Origin of the sequence: Streptomyces sp. NPDC091972 (assembly GCF_044756385.1) — a bacterium.
Taxonomy (GTDB): Bacteria; Actinomycetota; Actinomycetes; order Streptomycetales; family Streptomycetaceae; genus Streptomyces.
The window spans coordinates 1,082,572-1,104,524 of the sequence record NZ_JBIVSV010000001.1; the positions used below are offsets into that span (position 1 = coordinate 1,082,572).

Genomic DNA, 21,953 nt, shown 5'->3' on the forward strand with positions numbered 1-21,953 from the left:
CTGCAGCGCCGAGCCGGTCGGCGATCATCTCATTCGGGCCAGGCGTTCGTCCGGATGACGGTGACGAAGTCCTTGCGCTCGAAGCCGGGGTCGAAGTGCGCGAGGACATCGTCGTTCATGGTGCCGAACGTGGTGTCGGGCCGGTCGGCCATGCCGTCGTAGAAGGCCTGGAGGATGCGGTTCTTGAAATCCGGTCGCGGGTGGGCGGCGACCACCTCCGCGCGCTGCTCCGGGGTGATCTGATCGAGCTCCAGACCGAGGACGTCGGTCTCCACGCCGAGCGTCACGACGGCGACCTCCGGCGCGAGGTGGTGGGGGACTTCCGGCGTGGTGTGCAGGGCGATGGCCAGCCAGACATTGCGCGCCTCCTCCTCGCTGCGGCCGTGGTCGCGCAGGAAGCCGTACGCCGCCTCGGCGCCGTCGAGCTCGAAGCGGCGGTCCTTCGTGCGGTGGTCGGCCGTCAGCCCGAGGTCGTGGAAGAGGCCGCCGACGTAGGCGAGCTCGGGGTCCACCTCGTGTCCGCGGGCCGCCGTCTTGAGCATTCCCCACAGGAACACTCGGCGGGAGTGGTGGAACAGCGTGTCGTCGGCCGACTGGCGCACCAGCGCGGTGGCCTCGCGGACCAGGCGGGTGTCCGGGACGGTGATCCCGGCGATCGTCTCGGTCATGGCGTCTCCTCTTGGCGTTGATCGAAGTACGAGTCGTTCGTCCGGCTCATCTCCACCGTCGCCCATGCGTTCCGTTCCGGACAGTGTCCTAACGGACGGGTAGCCCACAGATGCGGACATGAGTGCTGTGCGTGAGGGCAGGGCTGGGGTGCCCTTGCATTGCTCTGGGTAGCGAAGTGCAACTCATCCGGTAGGCTGGCTGACATGCCCAAGAAGCTCGGCAAGGACTCGACGTGCTCCATCGCCCGCACACTTGAGGTCCTGGGTGACGCGTGGACCCTACTGATCATCCGTGAGGCACTGGTGGCCGGGGCGACGCGGTTCCAGGAGTTCCGTGACGCCCTGGGGATCGCTCCCAACATCCTGTCCAACCGGCTGGAGCCCCTTGTGGAGAAGGGGATCTTCGAGCGCCGTGGCTATCGGGAGCCGGGTGAGCGGAGCAGGTACGAGTACGTCCTCACCGAGGAGGGCCGCGCTCTGAACGTCGTCATCGCCGCTCTGGCGGACTGGGGCCGAGCGCACCGGCCCCTGGCCGACGGCACCTCACCCCGTTTCACGGCCCTCGACGACGGAACCGTGGCGGAACTCGCCTTCATCACCCCGAGCGGGGAACGGCTCCAGCCGGGGAAGCTTGTGGCGCGCAGAACCGAAGACGCCCGACTCGGGGTGTCCTGAGGGCTCGGGCGGTCCACGACGGCGTGGCGAGTGACGGGTGGGGCATGGACAGTGCAGGTGCTCTCGCCCGCATTGCCGGTCAGGCCGGTCGGGAAGGCCTGCGGCTGCCGGGAGGCAGTGGCCGCGTCCGTTCGCGCGTCACTGTGTGCGCGGCCGCCACTCCACCATCATGATGGTCGCGTCGTCCCGAAGTCGGCTGGTCTCGACGTCCAGGATCGAGTGGATCAGCCGCCGCAGGCTCTCCGGGGCCAGTTCCCCCGCGGCGGTCGCGCGGATGACGTAGTCGACGAACCGCTGGAGCCCGAACAACTCCCCGTCATGGGTACGGGCCTCGGTGACGCCGTCGGTGTACAGCAGTACCCGGTCTCCCGGTCGCAGTGTCACCTCGTGGATCGTGCGGCCGCGGTCGCTCAGCAGGAACGGCAGCCCCAGCGGAGGGTCGGCGTCCCTTTCCAAGGCGCCCTCGATCAGCCGTTGGTCCCGGATGAGCAGGGGTGCGGGGTGTCCGCAGTTGCACCACCGCAGTACGCCGGAAGCGAGATCCAGCTGGGCGAGTACGCCTGTGCAGAACTGGTTGGGCAGCCATCGGGCCAGGGCCTCGTCCACGGTCTGTGCCAGTTCCGGCAGTTCGGCTCCGATCCGGCGGGCGTTGCGGCAGGCCGCGAGGGAGAGGGCACTGGTCAGGCCGGAGGCGAGGTCGTGTCCCATGGCGTCGAGGACGGTGGCGTGCAGGGTCGTGTCGGTGAGGGCGTGGTCGAATGCGTCGCCACCGATCTCGTAGGCGGGTTCGAGGACGGCCGTGGAGACCACGCGCGTGTTGCCGATCGTCCGGGGCGGCAGGAAGGCGCGCAGCATCTCGGAGGGCAGTTGCATGCGTCTGGTGCGGGTGCGCTGGACGTAGGAGTCCTTGAAGGTGCGCCGGGAGGTGACCATCATCGCCACGAGGGCGGCCAGGGCCTTGCCGCGGTGCAGGGATGCGGCGGTGAGGGAAGGGCAGTGGACGGCCAGGACCCCCAGTCGTTCGGCGCCGTCCAGCAGGGGGAACCAGGCCACCATCGCGCCGGACTCCGCGGACTCGACACGCAGGGACTGGGTGCGGTACGTCCAGCCGGCCAGGGAGGCGTCGATGGGCAGCGTCGCGGTCACATCGGTGAGCGGGACCAGATGGCGTTGCTGGATGTCGGCGAGGTAGGCCACCGAGTGATGCAGTCCGAGGGCCTTGGTGCAGCGGGCCATGGCGGTGGTGAGGTCGACGGTCCGGTTGGCCGAGTCGGCCAGGAAGTGGAGCAACTGGTCGTCACCGGCATCGGGCATCGTCACCTCGTTGCGCCTCCCTCAGATCGCTGACCGTCTGGCGCCCATGGTTCAGCAGTCTCACACCGGGGTTGCGCGGGCGCACTCGGGCGGCTGCCCCCGGGGTGACGTGAGGCGTCGGAACCAGGCGCCCTGTCGGCGCGCTCGGACGGGTTCGAGGAAGAAGGCTGCCGGCAGACGTGCGACTGGTTGCAGGGCGGTGCGCCCGGGCGTCGTCCGGTTCAGTGCTGGTGGTCGCCGGGTGCAGCGTCGGGGGAGGCCGTGCGGCGGGCGTAGGCGCGGGCGGCGCGTGCGCGGTCGCCGCAGCGGGTGGAGCACCACTGGCGGCGGCCGTGGCGGAGCAGGTAGCGGTTGCAGGGGGCGGAACCGCAGGCGGTGAGGCGGTCCGCGTCGGGGCCTGTGAGCAGGTCGGCGGCGTCGGTGGCGAGGGTGGCCAGGGCGTGGTCGACGATCGCCGTGGTGGGGTGCGGGGTGGAGCGGTAGGGGCCGGTCCTGTCGTCCCACTGCAACAAGGGGGCGGTGGGAACGCGGGTCATCGCGTCGTTGACGGCCCGGACCGCGGCGGGAAGGGCGGCCAGCCCTTCGGCGCGTGCGGCGAACAGTGACCTGATCTGCTCGCGCAGCGAGCGCAGTTGTGTCGCGCACATCTCCCGCATGCCGGCGTCGACCGGGGCGAGACCGCGTTCTGTCAGCCAGTGGTTGGCCTGCGCGGGTGTGCCCAGAAGATCGACCATGTGCCCGCCCGTCAGCGTGATCGCGCTGTTGGCGAGGGCGAGGGAGAGGTGCTCCTCCTCGCCCTGAGCAGGCGGCAGGCCGAGCTGGTCGGTCAGGGAGTCTTTCACGTTTCTCATGTTAAGCCTTGCATGTATCCGTGAGAAGCGACTACGTTCTTCTCACGGTTAAAAAGACTCTCATCCGTGAGGTGCTTCATGTCCGCTCTTCCCGCAGACACAGATCCGTTTCCGGTCCGGGTCTTCGGCGGCCCGACCGCCCTCTTCGAGTACGGGGGGCTGCGCTTCCTCACCGACCCGACCTTCGACGCCCCGGGCGACTACGCCCGCCCCGACGGCCGGTTCCTCACCAAGACCGCCCCCTCCAGCGGGGCACCCGCCGATCTCGGCTCCATAGACGTGGTTCTGCTGTCGCATGACGAGCATCCAGACAACCTGGACAAGTCCGGCCGGGCCCTGCTCGCCGACGTCGAGCTCATTCTCACCACCCCCGGCGGCGAACAACGCCTCAAGGGCGGGGCCAAGGGCCTGGCCGACTGGGAATCCGTCGAGCTGAACCGCCCCGACGGCGGCACGGTCACCGTGACCGGTGTCCCCGCCGTACACGGACCGGGCCCGCGTGAGAAGGTCGAGCGCGTCACCGGTCAGGTCGTCGGCTTCGTCCTCACGGGGGAGGGCCTGCCGACCGTCTACGTCAGCGGCGACAACGCCTCCCTCGACGTGGTCAGGGAGATCGCCGAGCGCTTCACTCCCCTTGACACCGCTCTCCTCTTCGCCGGCGCCCCCCGCTTCCCCGAACTCTTCGACAACCGGTTGATCGTCCTGAGCAGCGCCCAGGCAGCCGAGGCGGCCCAACTCCTCGGCGCCCGCCGCGTGGTCCCCGTCCACTACGACAGCTGGGCCCACTTCACGGAGGGCCGTGACGAGTTGGCCGCCGCCTTCGACGCCGCCGGTCTGGCCGACCGCCTGGACTGGGGCCAGCGGGACTGAGCGTCGGCCTCTCAAGGCCGTCTACCGGCCGAGACGCCCGTGGAGGCTCAGTGCTGCGGTGTCCCGGCAGCTATCTCGAACCCTGAGGACTCGTCCCAGGGAACCGCCGCCCACAGGCTCGTCACGGCACCCCAGATGCGTTCCACCAGAGGCCAGTCCGGGTTGTTCCCGCTGAGGGTGACGGTGACCAGCAAGTCGCATCCCCAGATGCCTTGTTCGTCGTTCGGCGAGGCAGCGATCACGGACTCCGCGATCTCGGCCACGCCCACGTGTACCTCCAGCGTCAACAGGTCCGCGACCGGCCTGTCGCTGCCGTCGCGGCCAGTACCGAGCCTGAACGCGGCCACCGGTGCCTCGTACGGCCCCAAGCACTCGCCGACCAGAGGGACGCCGTTCTCCAGGAGGTGGTCCAGCAGGCGGTCAAGTGCCTCGTCGCCATCCTCCTCTCCGGAGCGGCAGAAGAAGCTGAGTTGGTAGGTCACGGTTCCCTCGTCGTTCACGCTTGGCCGGCAGTGGTTTCTCCTGGGTCATCATGCATGCCGGTCTCTGCGCGCCCGCGGGGCCTGGTGGGGGAGCGGGGCCGGCCGGTGGGCCGAACCCCGCTGTCGGTAGGAGATGCAGGTGTGCAGGTCAGCCGGACAGACTGAACGACTGGGCCGTCGCGCCGGAGCAGGACTGCTGGGACAGCTTCGCCCCGTTGGCGGTCGAGCCGCCGTCGACGGCCAGACACTTTCCGCTGTGCCGGGCCACGAAGCGGTATCCACCTGATGCGAGGGACTCGGGGCGCCACTGCTGGTTGGTGCCGCCGACGTAGTCCCACAGATGGACTCTGGTGCCGTCGGCCGTCGCGCCGGTGCCGCCGTCGACGTCCCAGGACTTGTTGTTGTGCTGGTTGACGACCTGGTAGTAGCCGTCACCGGTCGATCGGAACTGCCACTTCTGGTTGGCCCCGTCGCCGCAGGCCCACTGTTGCAGGGCGGTGCCGTTGGCGGTGCCCCAGTCGGCGGCGTCCAGACAGGCGCCGCTGCCGGCGTTCGCCACTCGGTACCAGGTGCCGGAGTCGATCGGTCCGGTGGAGCCGCCGTCACCCGGGTTCCACACGAAGGTGGCCACGGCACCGGCCGGCAAGGTGTAGGCGAGGGATCGGCCGTTGTCGGTGAGGGAGAAGCGTTGGGCGCCGCCGGAGGTGTTCACGACGTAGGCGACCCGGGAACCGTCGGGGTTCTGGAAGGCGACGTCCTGCACACCGCCCCCGCCCTGGCTGGTGGAGCCGATCCGGGTCGCGCCGACCTTGACGAACTTGCTGATGTGGCCGAGCGAGTAGTACTCCGCGCCCCGGTTGACGGTGCCGCCCGCGATCTCCACGACGCCGTTGCAACGGGTGCCGCAGAGCCCCTGGTGCGGCCCGCCGTTCTGGTCGAGCGCGAGGTTCCACGTCACCACGGTCTCGCCGCCGTTGCGCATGTTCTGCACGACGAGGTTCTCGGCCTGCCAGCGCAGGCTGTCGCCGAAGGTGTTGGCCGGGGTGCTGCTGTCGGTGCCGGAGCACTCGGTGAAGAACACGCGCCTGCCCGCGTTGATCACCTGCTGCTGAGCGGAGGGGTTCCCGGCGTAGCAGTGGAAGGCGGCACCGATCACGCGGTTGATCCCGGACGTCCGGGAGAAGACGTCGAGCGGGTAGTTCGGGTGATCCCAGTTGTGGTCGAAGGCAAGGATGTTGGTCGGCAGGCCGGCCGCCGTCAGCTTGGGATCGAGCACCTTGATGAAGTCGGCCTGCTGCGCCGAGGTCATCGACATCGAAGGGTAACTCGTGGGGTTCTCCGGCTCGTTCTGCACCGTCAGGTCGGTGAGGGTGATGCCCTCCTGACCGTACGCCTTGATCGTCTTGACCAGGTAGTCGGCGAAGTCGCCGTAGTTCTCGGGCCTGAGGCTGCCGCCGTTGAGCGAGTTGTTCGTCTTCATCCACGCCGGTGGCGACCAGGGCGTGCCCATCAGGCGGATGGACGGGTTCACCCCGAGGGCCTGTTTGACGACCGGGATGATCTCCTGCCTGTCCCGGTCGATGGAGAACTGCCCGCGCGTGTCCTCGTAGGAGTGCGGGGCGTTCGTCGCGTCGAAGTCGCTGCTGCCGAGCGGCTGGCGCAGGTAGGACAGGCCGATGCCGTCTCCCGAGGTGGAGAACAGCGAGCGCATGAGGTCACTGCGCCGGTCCTGCGGGAGTCCTTGTATGAGGTGCGCCGAGGCGCCGGTGACCGATGCTCCGGCCCCGGTGTACCGCTGTCCCCTCTGGTTCGCGTCGATGCGCAGGTCGATGCCCTGCGGTGAACTGTTGAAGGCCAGGCTGCCGTCGGCGCTGAGCTTGCGGGAGCCGTCGGGCGTGGTGATCCACACCTGGGCGACGGGGTCGGCGGCCTGCGCGGTTTCGCCGCCCAGGATGCCCAGACCGGTGACGGCGAGAGCCAGGGCCAGGGCGCCGGCCCCGGTCCGTGTCGGACTTGTTCTGCTGCGGTGTGACACGGTGCGGGTCTCCTTCGGGTCGGTGACAGGTGGGGGTGCCGACCGGCTCGCCGTAGCGTGCGGGGAGGTGCGAGCCGATCGGGGCTCGAAGGGTGGTGCACTCGGGACGACGGACCGGAACGGTGCTGCCGGCCGGTCGGGAGGGCGATCAGGGCAGGGAGGGTGCTGCGGCCCGTGCAGGAAACGGATGTCACTCGCGGTCGTGCGGGAGGGGCCGTTCGTGCCGACGGGCCCAGTGCCGGGGGAGAGGCGAGCCGTCTGGCCCGGTCAGGTCGGCGGGGCCGTCCCCGGTGGCGACAGTGACGTCCGGCGCGACGACGTGAGGCGGGTCGTACGCGGCGCGTCCGGGGTGTCGTCGACGCAGGCCACTGGCGGCTCGCCGGGTGGTTCCCTGCCCGGCGCGCTCGCTCATGGCGACAGGGGATGGCATGCGGGTCCTCACGGGTTCGGCTGAGGGTTCCAGCGGAATGACGGCGTCATGAAAACACACTTACTAAGTACTTAGTAAGTGGTCTGCATCACAACGCTGCGGGATGGTCAAAAGATCATCCGCGGGCGGGCAAGGTCGGCGTAGGCTGGGGCGAGTGAGTGACCAGTCAGCAAGCGGAGCCGGACGTGGCGCTCGGAGCGGGCCCCGCGTCCCTCGCAGTGCCGAAGCTCAACGCCGGCAGCAGGACATCCTCCGCATCGCGATGGACACCTTCGCCGCACGGGGCTACAACAACGCCTCCCTGGCCGAGATCGCCGACCGCGTCGGGCTGACCCAGGCAGGCGTCCTGCACTACTTCCGCTCCAAGTCGCTGCTGCTCACCAGCGTCCTCGAACTGCGCGACGAGACGGACATCGAGCAACTGGGCACCCAGAGGCCGAGAGGGCTGAGGTTTCTCCGGCACCTCGTCGACACCGCGTACCGCAACGCCGAGCGGGAGGGCATCGTCCGGCTCTACGCGGTGTTGTCGGCCGAGTCCGTCACCGACGACCACCCGGCCCAGGGCTACTTCCGTGACCGGTACGCCGGGTTGCGTGCCTTCGTCTCCGAGGCCATGACCGAGGCGTGCGGGCTCGGCGAGGCGGACGAGGCCCGGGTACGGCACGCCGCCAACGCCGTCATCGCCGTCATGGACGGGCTCCAGACACAGTGGCTTCTCGACCCGCAGACCGTCGACATGGCGGCGTCCACGGAACTGGTCATCGAGTCCCTCCTCGCCGCGCTCGCCCCGGACCGCTTTCCGGTCGCTACCTGAGTCACCGGCAGAGCCGCATCCGGCTCCTATGGCGCGGCGGTCGTCGCGAGGAGGGCGACCACGGGGCCGTACTCGCCCACGCGTTCAGTGGCCCCGCGAGGCAGCGGACGCGACCGCACGCTGTCCCGGACCGCGGACCGCGGACCGCGGGCCTGCGGCTGAGTCCAGAACTGTCCGGTGACGCCGGCGGTGCCTTCCCGCTCCTTGCCCGTGGAAAGGCACCGCCGTCACCGGACCGTGTCACCTCAGCGGCTTCACCTCGGCCCGCCGATCCGCAGCCGGATCGTGTACGCCGCAGGGCGCAGGGCGAAGTCCGGCCAGACGTCCGGGCCGCAGGCGCGCGAGCCCAAACCGTGCTGGGCCGCGTCGATGTGCAGGTGTGTCGTGGCGGACGCGGGGAGCTCGTGGGGGTGATCGGCCGCGGCGATCTCCTGGGGAGTGTGCCGGCTGAGGACGAAGCCGGGCCGGCGCCCGCGGGTGTCGGGCAGAGCGACGAGGTGCAGCACCTCGCGGCCGCCGCTCGTCAGGGACAACTCGCGCAGCCCGGAACGGTGTCCCGTCTCCTGGGGGCGGGCGTAGTCGACCGCCAGGTCGTGGACGGAGGAGGAGTAGCGGCCCGTGAGCGCCGCCCGGATGCTGTCGGGGTACGACTCCAGGGGGCCGAGGCCGAACCACTCGGCGCCGTCGACGGGCTGCACGCCATCGGGCAGGCCGAGCCGGATCCCGACCCGCGGCCACACCGTGCTCCAGCCGCTCGACGGCTCGATCTCCACACGCAGTTCGAGCTCTCCACCGTCGAGCGTCCAGACGGACTCCACCATCACGAAGAGGGCGGAATCCGCCGCCGACACCTTGTCGAGGGTGCGCAGAGCGTCCTCGGCGTGCTCGACGCTCACGCGCCGCGTCGTCAGCCGGTGCAGTCCCTCACGTCGCCACAGCTCGGCGTTCGAGACACCCGGCACGGATGCGTCGCTGGTCTCGACCTCGTCGGAGGCGCCCTCGTCGTTGTCGGTCGGGGCCCGGAACAGCTCCAACCGCGGATCCGACACGGCACGCCCGGCCAGACGCACCAAGGCCCCGTCGACGAACTCCGCCACGCCCAGGGTCAGCGTCCCGGTGCCCGCCTGCCAGTCCGCTCGGGTGCGCACGGCGGGGACGGGACGGCGAACCGAGCGGTCCGACTGGGCCGTCGCCACCACATGCCCTGCCGGAGCCCAAGCGGTCTCCGTGGCCAGTACGGCCTCGACGGTGAGCCACGTCTCGGCGTCCTGGGCGACGGTGACCGGCGGCAGCGGCACCCACTCCGACACTCCCGCCGCGACGACGGGCGCCTCCAGTTCGCCCGACTCCACCACTCTTCCGTCGTGCTCGACACGCCACCGGAACCGCAGGTCCGACGTGTCGGCCGAGTGCCGCAGATTCGTGACGGCGACCTTGTCCCCCTCGAAGGAGAACGTGACGGGCTGTACGACCGCCTTGAACTCGTGCAGGCTCGGCGTCGGCGTGTCGTCGCTGAGCACCATGCCGTCCATCACGAAGTTGCCGTCGTGCACGACCTCGCCGAAGTCACCGCCGTAGGCGTAGAACCGCGTGCCGTCCGCTGTCCTGGCCAGGATGCCGTGGTCGCGCCACTCCCACACGAAACCGCCGTGCAGTCGGGGGTGTGCGTGCACCAGTGCCTCGTACTGGTCGAAGGCTCCAGGACCGTTGCCCATGGCGTGGGCGTACTCGCACAGCAGGAACGGCTTCGTGCGCTGTCGTGCCCCCTGCGCGGGAGTGCAGTCGAGCAGCGGCACGCGCGAACCGTCGGTGCCGATCGCCTCGGTCTCCGGCACGGACGAGTACATGCGGGAGTAGACGTCCGTGTACTCGCCGGCATGGTCGCCCTCGTAGTGCACGGGCCGGCCGGCGTCGCGCGCGTGGACCCAGGAGGACATGGCGGCCAGGTTGCTGCCGGTGCCCGCCTCGTTGCCGAGGGACCACATCACGATGCTCGGGTGGTTCTTGTCCCGCTCCACCGTGCGCCGGATGCGGTCGAGGTATGCCTCGCGCCAGGCCGGATCGTCGCTGGGGTTGCCCTTCCAGTCGACCTTGTGGAATCCGTGCGTCTCGAGGTCGCATTCGAGGACGACCCAGAAACCGAGCTCGTCGGCGAGGTCGAGCAGCCGCGGGTGCGGCGGGTAGTGGCTGGTGCGAATGGCGTTGACGTTGAACCGCTTCATGAGGGCGAGGTCCTCGCGGGCGTGCTCCTCGTCGAACACACGGCCGCGCTCGGGGTGCGTCTCGTGCCGGTTCACGCCGTGGAAGACCACTCGCCGGCCGTTGACGAGGAACTGGTCGCCCCGGATCTCCACGGTGCGGAAGCCCACGCGCAGGGCGATGGTCTCGGCCGCGTTGGACACGGTGGCCTGGTAGAGGCGCGGACGCTCGGCCGACCAGGGTTCGACCTCGGCGATGTCCAGGGGCGCGATGTCGGCCGCCGTGGCCCACACCCGCTCGATGCCGAGTTCGGGGATGCGCAGCGTGACGGGGAACGCCGTCGAGTCGGCGACGATCTCGGGGTCGATGTGCCCCCGACCGGAGTCGTAGCCCGTCCGCAGCCAGACGTCCTCGATGCCGGCCGCGGGGCGGGCGAGGAGGGTGACGTCGCGGAAGATGCCCGGCAGCCACCACTGGTCCTGGTCCTCGACGTAGCTCGCCGCGGACCACTGGTGCACCCGGACGGCGACGACGTTGCCGCCGGGGCGCACCGACGACGTCACGTCGAACTCGTGGGCGAGGCGGCTGCCGCCGGCACTGCCGATCTCGACCCCGTTGACCCACACGCGGAACAGCGACTCGACACCGTCGAAGCGGAGCACGACCCGCTCGGCGTCCGTCCACTCGGCAGGCAGCTCGAAGGCGCGCCGGTAGTCACCGGTGGGATTCTCGTCGGGGACGTACGGCGGGTCTATCGGGAACGGGAACTGGACGTTGGTGTAGATCGGCCGGCCGTGGGCGCCGTCGCCCTGGAGCACCCAGTGCGAGGGCACGGCCATGTCGTGCCAGTCCTGGTCGTCGAAGTCCTCGGCGGCGAAGTCCTCGGCCACCGAGGCCGTAGGGGACAGCCGGAACCGCCAGGAGCCGTTCAGGGACAGGGAAGGGGCGTCGGAGTGGAGCCAGGATCGGGCCGGGCGGAGTGCGCCGCGCCCCGGCGTGACGTCCGAAACGAGGGCGGAGAGCTGGGAAGGCAAGAGTTGCTGCTTTCTGCTGGCAAGAGGTGCGGTGGGTCGGGGACGTGACGGTCACCTGAGCACCAGGGTCCGGATCTCCCAGGGGCCGAGGGAGAGTTCGAGTTCGTCGTGCACCGGTACCTGCGCGAGGGCTCTGCCGAGCAGGTCGACCGTGGTGGCCCGGGTGAAGGCCCCGGTGAGCCGGACCGTGGAGGCGGTGTCGCGCAGGACGGTCAGCCGGATCTCGGTCCCGGCGCCGAGGGCGTCGTCGACGACGCGGCGGACGCACGAGACGTGGACGTTCTCACCGTCGACCCGGACACCGGCCACGGCAGGCGGCAGTTGTCCGTGACCGGGTGCGGTTCCTCGGGTGACGAGCACCTCGTTGCGGAACTCCTCGGCGAGGGCGACGGCACGGGCGTCCTGCCAGCCGGCCGCCGAGGGGACGACGGCGAAGCGGTGCTCGATCCGCATGCCGAGTTCCTGTGCCCCGGGCGTGGGGATCTCGCTCGCCGCGGGTTCGTCACGCAGCGGGTGGATGTTGACGCTGATCGACCCGATGGCGCGCAGCAGGGTGATGGCGAGGGCGGAACCCTCCTCGACCAGTTCGTACTCGCCGGAGTGGTCGAGCAGCACGGTGGCCGCGCCCGCCGACACGAAGGAACTGGCGGGGAAGGTCGGCAGCGGGTACTCGCCCCAGCCGCCCTCAGCGGTGAGACCGCGGTCGGTGACGGCGAACTGGCCTGCGGCCGCGGAGGTGTCCACCGGCTCGGGCAGCGGCACGTGCAGGCGCAGCCGGTGGTCGGCGGACCGGTTGAGGAACGAGGTGGAGACACGGACGAACGGTTCTCCGGTGCGTACCTCCACCAGCATCTCCACCGGCGTCCGCACCGTCTGTTCGCTGCGCACGTCACGGTCGCCGGAGAGGCCGGCCGGCCATGCGTAGAGGCGTGTGACGCGGACTCGGGCGCGCAGCGGGCCGCTCTCGACGAGGTCGACGGCGACCTGCACGGGCTCGGACACGAGGACGTCGGCGGCCGGTGGGGCGTAGTTGTAGCTGTCGCCCCGGTCGCCGCCGTCGACGAGCCGGCCGACGCCGTACAGGACCGTTCCGTCGGGGCCGGTCACGTCCAGGGTGCCGTCCGCGGCCACTTCGACCTCGACCAGGCCGTTGGACAGGGTGCGCGATGTGGCGGTGGCGGGTGCGGCCGGCGTGTCCGGGGCGGCGGACGGTTCGCCGGCCTCGACGCGGAAGCTCGTCAGACCGAGGGCCGGGACGCGCACCGGCACCAGCGCGCTCGCGCGGGCCTCCGTCAGCGTCCGCACCCGCCACTCGCCCGGGTGTGCGGCGGCCGCGGCGGCGACCTCCCGACGCAGCACCATCAGGTCGAAGGGACCGCTGCTGGGGACCTCGGCGAGGTGGAAGACGAGCGAGTGGGGAGTGAGCTCGTAGTGGTCGATGAGTCTGCCGAAGAGCTCGCGGCGGTGGATGCGGCGCAGCACCCGCTCCAGATGCGAGGCGTCCATGCGTTCGTCGCTGAGGACAGTCGGCGCCTCGGAGACCATCTGCACGGGCTGCACGGAACCGTCGGCCGACCGTGCGATCAGGACCGCACCTTCAGCGGGCGCCACGACATCCACCTCGACCAGCGCGGAACGCGCCGACGTGAGCGGGTTGGCGACCAGGTGGCCGTCCGCGGGCACCAGGGCGGCGGGCGCCGCGAGTGCCGCGTCGCGCACCGCGCGGGCGGTCTGCGCGGCCTCGGCGAGGCGCGCCGCGACCTGGTCGCAGGTCTCGTCGGTGCCCGAACCCACCACCGAGTCGTGCGCCGTCGACTCGATGACCTTGTGCCAGGCGAGGGCCAGGAAGGGGGAGTCGTCCTGCGCGGAGCACATCACGTTCATCCGCTCGGCGTGGTCGACCGTGCGTTCGGCGAGAGCCATCCGCTGCTTGAGGCCGAGCCGCACCGACAGCACGCCGGGCAGGATGTTCCCGCGCACATGGCTGCGCAGTTCACCGGTGACGACGGCGGTGACTTCGTCTCGCGCGTGCTCGCGGATGTACTCGTCGAGTGTCGCGATGGTGATGGCACGCCCCTCCTCGGCGGCCCGCCGCAGCCAGGACGCGAGGCGCGGGTCGGGCGCGTGGTGGTCCGTACCGGCCATGGCCAACACCGGGTCCGAGCCCCAACGTTCGGTCGTCATCCCCGCGTACTCCCCCAGGGCGCTGCCGATCCGGTCGGGCACCAGGAGGACGTCGAGGCCGTTGTCGTAGCCGTCGAAGAGGAACTCGGTGCGGACCTCCGAGCCGTCGGGCGCGCGCCAGCGGAAGGCGTGGCCGTCGACGTTCCCGGGGACGCCCCGCCACAGCGCCGCGTGCTCGATGCCGGCGCGGGCCAGGATCTGCGGCATCTGAGCGATGTGGCCGAACATGTCGGGCAGGTAGCCGACGGGCATCGCGCCGCCCAGACGCTCCGCGGCTGCCCAGCCCATCTGGAGGTTGCGCACGATGGTCTCGCCGGAGCAGAGGAACTCGTCGAGCAGGATGAGCCAGGGACCCACGGCGAGCCGTCCCTCGCGGACCAGGGCCGCGAGCCGGTCGCGGTTCTCGGGGCGCATCTCCAGGTAGTCCTCGACGGCGGCCATCTGCCCGTCGACGGTGAACCGGAAGTCGGGGTCGGCCTCGGCCGTCTCCAGCACGGTGTCGAGGGCCTGGACGAGCCGGTGCCGGAAGACCTGGAACGGTTCGTACCACTCCCGGTCCCAGTGGAAGTGGGGCACGAACACGGCGGAGTCGGACATCGCTGGGGGAACCTTCTTCTGTGCGGGTCGGACAGTGGAGCGTGACGTCACTTGAGCGATCCGGCGGCGAGTCCCGAACGCCAGAACCGCTGGAGCAGGATGAAGACGATGATCACGGGCACGATCGACACCAGGGAGCCGGTGATGACGGACTCCTGAAGAAGGGGGGCGCGTGCCGTCTGGCCGTTCCATTCGTACAGGCCGAGCGTGAGGGGGAACAGCGACTCCTTCTGCAGCATCACCATCGGCAGGAAGAAGTTGTTCCAGATGGCCACGAACTGGAACAGGAAGATGGTCACCAGGGCCGGCGTCATCAGCTTGAACGCCACCGAGAAGAAGGTGCGGAACTCGCCCGCGCCGTCCAGCTGCGCCGATTCGATCAGCTCCTGGGGGACCGCGGCGTTGGTGAAGATGCGGGCGAGGTAGACGCCGAACGGGCTGACGATGCTGGGCAGGAAGACCGCGAGATAGGTGTTGACGAGTCCGGTCGCCGAGAACAGCAGGAACAGCGGAAGGGCCAGCGCGGTCGTGGGGACGAGGACACCGCCGAGGATCACCGAGAACAGGAACTCCCGCCCCCGGAAGGGGAACTTCGCGAGGGCGTACCCGCACAGCGCGGAGATCAGCGTCCCCACCGCGGCGCCCAGCACCGCGTAGACGACGGTGTTGAGGGCCCATCGGCCGAAGATGCCGTCGCTGCGGGTGAACAGGGTGCGCAGGTTGTCGAACAGGTTGAAGTGGGAGAAGGCCAGGCCGTTGGTGGCGGCGAGATCACCCTGCGGCTTGGTCGCTGCGACGACCAGGAAGTAGATCGGCAGCAGGAAGTAGACGGCCAGCAGCAGCATCAGCGCCGTCACCGCCGTGCGGCTGACACGGCTTTCCCGGATCGTGGGTCGTGTGCTCACAGCCCCGCCCTCTTGGAGGTCAGTCGCATGAAGCCGAAGCTCAGGACGAACGTGATGACGGCGATGACCACCGAAATGGCCGCGGCCTGCTGGTAGTTGTTTCCCGACGCCACCGCGTAGGCCAGCATGTTCGGCGTGAACGTGCTGGAGATGTTCGAGGAGATCTGACGCAGCACGGCCGGCTCGGCGTAGAGCTGGAGCGTGCCGATGATCGAGAAGACCGTGGTCAGGACGATCGACGGGAGGATGATCGGCACCTTGATGCGCCAGGCGATCGTCCAGTTGGTCGCGCCGTCGATGCGGGCCGCCTCGTACAGCTCCTGCGGGATGGACTGAAGCGCCGCGTACATGATCAACATGTTGTAGCCGGTCCACAGCCACGTGGACACGTTGGCCGTCGACCACAGCACCGCGCCCGGACCGAGGAAGTCCGGCTTGAGGCCGATGCCCTGGAAGAGCTCGACGACCGGGCTGAGCTGGGGCGAGTACAGGTACGACCACATGATCGCGGCGATCACACCGGGCACCGCGTAGGGCATGAAGGCCGTGATGCGGAAGAACGCCTTGAGCCGCAGCAGGGGGGTGTCCAGCAGCAGCGCGATGATCAGCGCGGTGAACAGCATGACCGGTACCTGGACGATGCCGAACAGCCCGATGCGGCCGATGCTGGCCCAGAACTCGCTGTTCTGGAAGACCTGCCCGTACTGCTCCAGACCGCCGAAGGTCGTGTACGAGGTGCCGTACTGGCCACCGGTTCGCCGTACGACGCGGAAGCTCTGCCAGAGCGCATAGCCGACCGGCACCAGGTAGAACAGCACGAACGGCAGGAAGAAGGGGGCGACGAAGGCGAGCACGGTACCGGCCCGGGGGCCGCCGCCGCTGAGACGGCGACGGCCCCTGGGTGACTGCACCGCACGGGGCGCGCGGGTGGCCCGGGTGGCGATGTCTGTCATGCTGAGCTCACTTGCCCGCCGTGGCCGGGATGGCCTGGTCCTTCATGGACTTCAGTGCGGTGGCCTGCGCCTTGGCGAGGGCGTCACCGAGGGTCCCGTCCCCGGCGGCCGCCTTGGCCATCGCGTCCTGAAGCGCCAGGTTCACCGTCTTCTGGGTCGGGCCCCAGGCGAAGCTGGTGTCGATCTTCTTGGACGAGTCGGCGAAGACATCGAAGATCTTCTCGTTGCCGTAGTACGGAACACCCTTGGACAGGGCGGGCAGTTGGAGTCCCGCGGTCGCGGCCGGGTAGAGACCGCCGAGCTCGTTCTCCAGCGCGAGGGCCTCGGGGTCGCTGTTGAGCCAGGTGTTGAACTTCACCGACTCGTACAGGTGCTTGCTGCCCTTCATGAACGCGACGGTCGAGCCGCCCCAGTCACCCGAGGAGCCGTTCGAGCCCCAGGTCGGCATGGGCACGATCGACCACTTGCCGGCCTGCTTGGGGAGGTTGTCGCGGAACATGCTGTAGCCCCAGGCGGCACCGACGTAGCTGGCGATCTGGTCCTTCTGGTACGCGGCGTACATCTGCGTCGAGCCGTTGGCGAGGTCCGTGCGCACGAGCTTGTCGGAGATCAGCTTCTGCCAGTAGTCGGCGACCTGCCTGCTCTGCTCCGACTCGACGGTGACGTGCCACTTGTCGCCCGAGTAGCTGTACATCTCGGCGTTGTTCTGCCAGAGCAGACCGTTGAACCACTCGGCGTTGTTCGGGTCGAAGAAGGTGATGTCCAGCCCGGGGTCCGCCTTGTGCAGCTGCTGTGCGGCCGTCGCGTACTCGTCCCAGGTCCTGGGGATCGCGATGCCGTGCTTCTTGAAGAGGTCGCTGCGGACGAAGAGCGCCATCGGGCCGGTGTCCTGCGGCAGTGCGAACACGCCGGTTCCGCCGAAGCTCGTCTGGGACCAGGTCCAGGGGACGAACTTGGACTTGGCGGCGGTGGCGTCCTTGCAGGCGGAGGCGTCGACGAAGGCGCTCTGGGTGCGCAGGTTCGGCAGCTCGTCGTAGCCGACCTGCGCCAGGTCGGGTGCCTTGCCCGCCTTGAGGGCGTTGCCGAGGATGCCGTACTGGTCGTTGGAGATGTTCTTCGTCTCGACCTGGATGTCCGGGTTCTTCTTGTTCCACAGCGCGACGACCTTGTCCATGCCGGGAACGGTGTTCCAGTACTGGAGGACGACCTTCCCCTTGGCGGGGGAGCACGAAGGTGCGGCGGCCTTGTCCGAGCCGGCGGGCGACGAGGAGCAGCCGGCGAGGAGTACGGCGATACCGGTGGCCGTGGCGAGGGCGGCGAGGCGCGTGCGCGTAACTGTGTTGCTCATGTTTTCCGTTCCCAGAGAACGACTGGCGGCGGGTGCCTGGGCGGGTTGGAACAAAGGGCCGTGAGCGGTAACGTGAGCGCTCACGGGAGCGAAACGATTCGGAGTCTGCGCTTATGTGCGGACAAGTGTCAAGGCTCCGGAGTGACACCGAACGGACAGAGGTGAGTGATGGCGTCGTCTGCGAACGGTCCGCGCCGGGTGACCATCGACGATGTGGCCCGGGCCGTCGGAGTGTCGCGGCAGACCGTGTCGCGGGCGCTGAACGACAAGGGCGAGATCGACGCCTCCACGAAGCAGCGCGTGCTCGACGCCGCCCAGGAGCTGGGCTACCGGCCCAGCCGTTTCGCCCGGGGCCTCGTCCGGCAGGACTCCATAAACGTCGGCCTGGTGATCCCCGACCTGCTCAACCCCTTCTTCACCGAGGTCGCCGCCGCGGCTCTGGAGGCCGCGCGCAAGCGTGGCTGGCACGTCGTCGTCTACGACACCGGCGACCGGGCGGAGGAGGAGCGCGGCACGCTGGAGGTCATCGCGGCGCAGGTGGACGCCGTCGTGGGTTACCTCAGCCTGCCCGAGGACGAGATCGACAAGCTGATCCGCGGGCTCCCTGTCGTCCTCATCGACCGCGACCACCGCGCCGAGCGCTTCAACGCCATTAGCCTCGACGGCGAGGCGGGCGTCCACGACGCCATCAGGCACCTGGTCGACGCCGGGCACCACCGCATCGGGATGCTCGACCATGCCGCACGCTCCGAGCCCAGCATCCGCCACCGCTGGTACGCCGCCGCCATGGCCGCCTGCGGCCTGGAACCCGCCGCGGTCAGCCGCGCCGCGCAGAGCATCGACGGAGGGCAACACGCTCTGCGTGAACTCCTCACCGAACACCCCGACGTGACCGCTGTGTTCACGTTCAACGACATCATCGCCATCGGGGCGCTGCGCGCCGCACGAGCTCTCGGTCGCAGGGTTCCCGAGGACCTTGCGGTCATCGGCTTCGACGGCCTCCAGCTCGGCACCCTCGTCGAACCCGCCCTGACCACCGTCGCCCTCGACACCCGTGAACTCGGAGTCCTGGCCGTCGAACAGGCCGGACGGCTGCTGGCCCGCAGCGGACCGCTCAGCCACGACGAGGCGGCGGTCCGGGCCACACTGCGGCTGGGCGGGTCCGCCTAGAGCAGGTCTCCGGGGCATCGACCGTCAGTTGATGTGTGTCGTCGAGGGATGCCTATGGGGCGGGTCGGGGCCGCTGTCGCGGGGCCGGCCGCCGAGGCTCGGGGGGCGATCGCCTTCAGGTATCGCACGGGCTGCCGTTAGACGGACCTGGCCGCGGAGTTGGGCTCCGGCCGCGTCCGCCGTTGCCGTTGCCGTTTCGTGAGGGCACCGCGAGTCCGACCGCGGTGCCCTCGGTCGTTCTCGCGGCAGCCTGACCGCCACGCTCCCCCTCGCCGCGGAAACCGTTGCCCCAAGCCCGCGTTCGTCATCACGCCCGGTCTGCCACCTCTCCGCTGCCCTTCGGCGCGCCCAGACTTTGTCCTGATCATGGAAAAAGTTGAGCGACCTCACGCCAAAGGGGTTACGCGCCGGAACCAGGGCCGCTAACTTCCTTGCACTGGACCGGTCATGTGCATGCAGGGGCACAGGCCGGTCCGACGGCGCGACGGCGCGCGCCTGCACTCCCCGAACAGGGCCGATCGGGTCCTGCCACATCCCCACACCTCGGGAGACGTTTGTGCGCAAGAAATTCGTCAGACTCGCAAGGCCCAGACCCCTCCGCTCGCTGACGCTGGCGTTGGTGTGCGCCGTCGGCTGCCTCCTGCCGGGAACAGCGGCCGCCGCCACACCGGAGCCGTCCGGCCGTGCCGCGGCGGCCGTCGAGTACCAGCAGGTCACGCTGGCCAAGGGCGTGGCCGAAACGGGAGAGCCCATGACGCTCGCCGTGCTGCCGAACCGCTCGGTGCTGCACACCTCGCGTGACGGCACGCTGCGCGTCACGGACGCGGCCGGCACCACGTCGGTGGCGGGCAGGCTCGACGTCTACAGCCATGACGAGGAGGGCCTCCAGGGCGTCGCGGTGGACCCGGCTTTCACCTCCAACCGCTTCGTCTACCTGTACTACGCGCCGAAGTTGAGCACGCCGGGCGGCGACGCCCCCTCCGACGGGTCGGCCTCCGACTTCACCCCCTTCGACGGCGTCAACCGGCTGTCCCGGTTCGTCTTGAGGACCGACAACACCCTGGACCTGACCAGCGAGAAGAAGATCCTCGACGTTCCGGTCTCGCGCGGCATCTGCTGTCACGTCGGCGGCGACATCGACTTCGACGCGGCGGGCAACCTCTACCTGTCGACCGGCGACGACTCCAACCCGTTCGCCTCGGACGGCTTCACCCCGATCGACGAGCGCGCCACCCGCAACCCCGCCTACGACGCCCAGCGCTCGGCGGGCAACACCAACGACCTGCGCGGCAAGGTGCTGCGCATCAAGGTCAACGCGGACGGGACGTACTCCGTCCCGAGCGGCAACCTCTTCGCGCCCGGCACCGCCAAGACCCGCCCCGAGATCTACGCGATGGGCTTCCGCAACCCCTTCCGCATGAGCGTGGACAAGGCCACGGGCATCGTCTACCTCGGTGACTACGGCCCCGACTCCGGAACCGCGGCGCCCGGGCGCGGACCCGAGGGCCAGGTCGAGTTCAACCGCATCACCCAGGCCGGCAACTACGGCTGGCCGTACTGCACCGGCAACAACGACGCCTACACCGACTACGACTTCGCCACCAACACCTCGGGCGCCAAGTTCTCCTGCTCCGCGCCCAGGAACACCTCGCCGCGCAACACCGGCCTGACGGACCTGCCCCCGGCGCGACCGGCCTGGATCCCCTACAACGGCACGTCCGTACCGGAGTTCGGCGGCGGCTCCGAATCCCCGATGGGCGGCCCCGTCTACCGCTACGACGCCGCGTCCACCTCCGAGGTCAAGTTCCCCCAGGAGTACGACGGCGACTTCTTCGCCGGCGAGTTCGGCCGCCGCTGGATCAAGCGCATCGAGGCCGGCGGCGACGGCACCGTGCAGTCCATCAACGCCTTCCCCTGGAGCGGCACCCAGGTGATGGACATGGCCTTCGGCCCGGACGGCGCCCTGTACGTCCTCGACTACGGCACCGGCTATTTCAACGGCGACGAGAACTCCGCCCTGTACCGCATCGAGCACGTCACCGACGGCCTCGCCCCCATCGCCCAGGCCAAGGCCGACATCACCTCCGGGAAGGCACCGCTCGCGGTCTCCTTCTCCTCGGCCGGCAGCTCCGACCCGGACGGCGGCGCACTCACCCACGCCTGGACCTTCGGTGACGGCGCGACCTCCACCGCCGCCAACCCCTCGCACACCTACACGGCCAACGGCCAGTACACGGCCACGCTGAAGGTGACCGACCCGACCGGAAAGACCGCGACCGCGTCCGTGCGGATCACGGTGGGGAACACCGCGCCCACCGTACGGCTCGACCTGCCCGCGGACGGCGCTATCTACGACTTCGGCGCAGCGATCCCGTTCAGGGTGACGGTGACCGACCCGGAGGACGGCACGATCGACTGCTCCAAGGTGAAGGTCTCGTTCATCGTCGGGCACGACAGCCACGGCCACCCGCAGACCTCGGCGACCGGATGCACCGGGACTCTCCAGACCCTGGCCGACGGTGAACACGACCCGAACGCCAACATCTTCGGTGTCGTGGACGCCGAGTACACCGACCAGGGTGCAGGCGGCCAGCCCGCGCTGACCGCACACGACCAGCACATCACCCAGCCCTCGCACCGACAGGCGGAGCACTACGGGAGCTCCTCGGGCGTCGACGTCATCACCCACACTCCGGCTCACGGCGGCAAGACCGTCGGCAACATCGAGAGCGGCGACTGGATCTCCTTCAAGCCGTACGCCCTCGCCAACACCGGCGTCTTCACCGCCCGCGTCTCCTCCGCGGGTGCGGGCGGAACCATCGAGGTCCGCGCCGGCTCTCCGACCGGCACCCTCATCGGCACGGCAACCGTCCCGGTCACCGGTGGCTGGGAGACCTTCCAGGACGTGACAGCCTCGCTCGCGAACCAGCCCAGCGGCTCCACGCAGTTGTACCTCGTCTTCAAGGGCGGCAGCGGCGCCCTGTTCGACGTCGACGAGTTCTCCTTCACCACCTCCGGCGGCGGAACCGGCTCGGGTGCGGTGAAGGGGGTCAACGGCAAGTGCCTGGACGTCGACAACGCCAACACCGCCGACGGGACGAAGGTTCAGTTGTGGACCTGCAACGGCACGACCGCCCAGACGTGGACGGTGAACTCCGACGGCACCGTGCGGGCGTTGGGCAAGTGCCTGGACGTCTCCGGCGGCGCCAGCGCCGACGGGACGAAGGTCCAGTTGTGGACGTGCAACGGCAGCGGTGCGCAGAAGTGGGCATCGCAGACGGACGGCACGGTCCGCAATCCGCAGTCGGGCAAGTGCCTCGACGCGTCCGGCGGCACCTGGAACGACGGCACACCGGTCCATCTGTGGACCTGCCACACCGGCCCCAACCAGAAGTGGACCCTGCCCTAGAAAGGAGGCAACCCG

At 69.7% G+C, this 21,953-nt stretch carries 15 protein-coding genes; 5 read left to right on the forward strand and 10 right to left on the reverse strand.

What is annotated here, in order from left to right; translation table 11 throughout:
* Positions 1–29: 29 nt before the first annotated feature.
* Positions 30–668, reverse strand: coding sequence for an HD domain-containing protein (locus ACIQJT_RS05135; RefSeq protein WP_402639976.1), 639 nt, complete (start codon positions 666–668; stop codon positions 30–32).
* A gap of 204 nt (positions 669–872) precedes the next feature.
* Here ACIQJT_RS05135 and ACIQJT_RS05140 point away from each other — a divergent pair, with 204 nt between their 5' ends.
* Entirely contained in the window at positions 873–1,343 is a 471-nt protein-coding gene (locus tag ACIQJT_RS05140; protein ID WP_402639978.1) for a winged helix-turn-helix transcriptional regulator, read from the forward strand.
* Positions 1,344–1,481: 138 nt separating this feature from the next.
* Here the strand turns inward: ACIQJT_RS05140 and ACIQJT_RS05145 are convergent, their stop codons facing one another.
* Together ACIQJT_RS05145 and ACIQJT_RS05150 are read right to left on the reverse strand one after the other, a co-directional pair.
* Complete coding sequence (locus ACIQJT_RS05145; protein WP_365462854.1) at positions 1,482–2,657, reverse strand: PP2C family protein-serine/threonine phosphatase; 1,176 nt, start codon at positions 2,655–2,657, stop codon at positions 1,482–1,484.
* A gap of 221 nt (positions 2,658–2,878) precedes the next feature.
* Positions 2,879–3,508 (reverse strand): CGNR zinc finger domain-containing protein, encoded by a 630-nt coding sequence (locus ACIQJT_RS05150; RefSeq protein ID WP_402639979.1) that lies wholly within the window; start codon positions 3,506–3,508, stop codon positions 2,879–2,881.
* 78 nt (positions 3,509–3,586) lie between these two features.
* Between ACIQJT_RS05150 and ACIQJT_RS05155 the strand changes: the two genes are divergently transcribed.
* The gene (locus tag ACIQJT_RS05155; RefSeq protein ID WP_402639981.1) at positions 3,587–4,378 is read left to right on the forward strand and encodes an MBL fold metallo-hydrolase; all 792 of its coding nucleotides are present in this window, start codon (positions 3,587–3,589) and stop codon (positions 4,376–4,378) included.
* A gap of 47 nt (positions 4,379–4,425) precedes the next feature.
* Here ACIQJT_RS05155 and ACIQJT_RS05160 read toward each other — a convergent pair whose 3' ends face one another.
* The gene (locus ACIQJT_RS05160) at positions 4,426–4,860 is read right to left on the reverse strand and encodes a hypothetical protein (RefSeq protein WP_402639983.1); all 435 of its coding nucleotides are present in this window, start codon (positions 4,858–4,860) and stop codon (positions 4,426–4,428) included.
* A 148-nt stretch (positions 4,861–5,008) separates the two neighbouring features.
* Positions 5,009–6,895, reverse strand: coding sequence for an RICIN domain-containing protein (locus tag ACIQJT_RS05165; protein ID WP_402639985.1), 1,887 nt, complete (start codon positions 6,893–6,895; stop codon positions 5,009–5,011).
* Between the two features lie 584 nt (positions 6,896–7,479).
* Here ACIQJT_RS05165 and ACIQJT_RS05170 point away from each other — a divergent pair.
* Positions 7,480–8,139 carry a TetR/AcrR family transcriptional regulator gene (locus tag ACIQJT_RS05170; protein WP_365462667.1) on the forward strand — a complete coding sequence of 220 codons (660 nt, stop codon included), beginning with the start codon at positions 7,480–7,482 and terminating at the stop codon, positions 8,137–8,139.
* 254 nt (positions 8,140–8,393) lie between these two features.
* On the opposite strand, the gene ACIQJT_RS05175 is transcribed toward ACIQJT_RS05170, so the two are convergent.
* From ACIQJT_RS05175 to ACIQJT_RS05195, 5 genes are read right to left on the reverse strand one after another with little or no spacing between them, the layout of a single operon-like run.
* Positions 8,394–11,372: a glycoside hydrolase family 2 TIM barrel-domain containing protein gene (locus tag ACIQJT_RS05175; RefSeq protein ID WP_402639988.1), complete on the reverse strand. Its 2,979-nt coding sequence runs from the start codon at positions 11,370–11,372 to the stop codon at positions 8,394–8,396.
* 51 nt (positions 11,373–11,423) lie between these two features.
* Entirely contained in the window at positions 11,424–14,153 is a 2,730-nt protein-coding gene (locus ACIQJT_RS05180; RefSeq protein WP_402639990.1) for an alpha-mannosidase, read from the reverse strand.
* Between the two features lie 47 nt (positions 14,154–14,200).
* Positions 14,201–14,998, reverse strand: coding sequence for a carbohydrate ABC transporter permease (locus ACIQJT_RS05185; protein ID WP_402640104.1), 798 nt, complete (start codon positions 14,996–14,998; stop codon positions 14,201–14,203).
* 56 nt (positions 14,999–15,054) lie between these two features.
* On the reverse strand, positions 15,055–16,011 hold the full coding sequence (locus ACIQJT_RS05190) for a sugar ABC transporter permease (RefSeq protein ID WP_365462661.1): 957 nt from the start codon (positions 16,009–16,011) through the stop codon (positions 15,055–15,057).
* Between the two features lie 7 nt (positions 16,012–16,018).
* On the reverse strand, positions 16,019–17,359 hold the full coding sequence (locus tag ACIQJT_RS05195) for an ABC transporter substrate-binding protein (RefSeq protein WP_402639992.1): 1,341 nt from the start codon (positions 17,357–17,359) through the stop codon (positions 16,019–16,021).
* A gap of 168 nt (positions 17,360–17,527) precedes the next feature.
* Here ACIQJT_RS05195 and ACIQJT_RS05200 point away from each other — a divergent pair, with 168 nt between their 5' ends.
* Positions 17,528–18,529, forward strand: coding sequence for a LacI family DNA-binding transcriptional regulator (locus tag ACIQJT_RS05200; RefSeq protein ID WP_402639994.1), 1,002 nt, complete (start codon positions 17,528–17,530; stop codon positions 18,527–18,529).
* A gap of 619 nt (positions 18,530–19,148) precedes the next feature.
* Positions 19,149–21,938: a PQQ-dependent sugar dehydrogenase gene (locus ACIQJT_RS05205; protein WP_402639996.1), complete on the forward strand. Its 2,790-nt coding sequence runs from the start codon at positions 19,149–19,151 to the stop codon at positions 21,936–21,938.
* Positions 21,939–21,953 lie beyond the last annotated feature (15 nt).

Excerpts from the sequence above, each read along its gene's own strand:
- ACIQJT_RS05135 (WP_402639976.1), bottom strand. The coding sequence starts at position 668 with ATGACCGAGACGATCGCCGGGATCACCGTCCCGGACACCCGCCTGGTC.
- ACIQJT_RS05155 (WP_402639981.1), top strand. The coding sequence starts at position 3,587 with ATGTCCGCTCTTCCCGCAGACACAGATCCGTTTCCGGTCCGGGTCTTC.
- ACIQJT_RS05180 (WP_402639990.1), bottom strand. The coding sequence starts at position 14,153 with ATGTCCGACTCCGCCGTGTTCGTGCCCCACTTCCACTGGGACCGGGAG.
- ACIQJT_RS05195 (WP_402639992.1), bottom strand. The coding sequence starts at position 17,359 with ATGAGCAACACAGTTACGCGCACGCGCCTCGCCGCCCTCGCCACGGCC.
- ACIQJT_RS05145 (WP_365462854.1), bottom strand. The coding sequence starts at position 2,657 with ATGCCCGATGCCGGTGACGACCAGTTGCTCCACTTCCTGGCCGACTCG.
- ACIQJT_RS05185 (WP_402640104.1), bottom strand. The coding sequence starts at position 14,998 with ATGCTGCTGCTGGCCGTCTACTTCCTGCTGCCGATCTACTTCCTGGTC.
- ACIQJT_RS05140 (WP_402639978.1), top strand. The coding sequence starts at position 873 with ATGCCCAAGAAGCTCGGCAAGGACTCGACGTGCTCCATCGCCCGCACA.
- ACIQJT_RS05200 (WP_402639994.1), top strand. The coding sequence starts at position 17,528 with ATGGCGTCGTCTGCGAACGGTCCGCGCCGGGTGACCATCGACGATGTG.
- ACIQJT_RS05190 (WP_365462661.1), bottom strand. The coding sequence starts at position 16,011 with ATGACAGACATCGCCACCCGGGCCACCCGCGCGCCCCGTGCGGTGCAG.
- ACIQJT_RS05150 (WP_402639979.1), bottom strand. The coding sequence starts at position 3,508 with ATGAGAAACGTGAAAGACTCCCTGACCGACCAGCTCGGCCTGCCGCCT.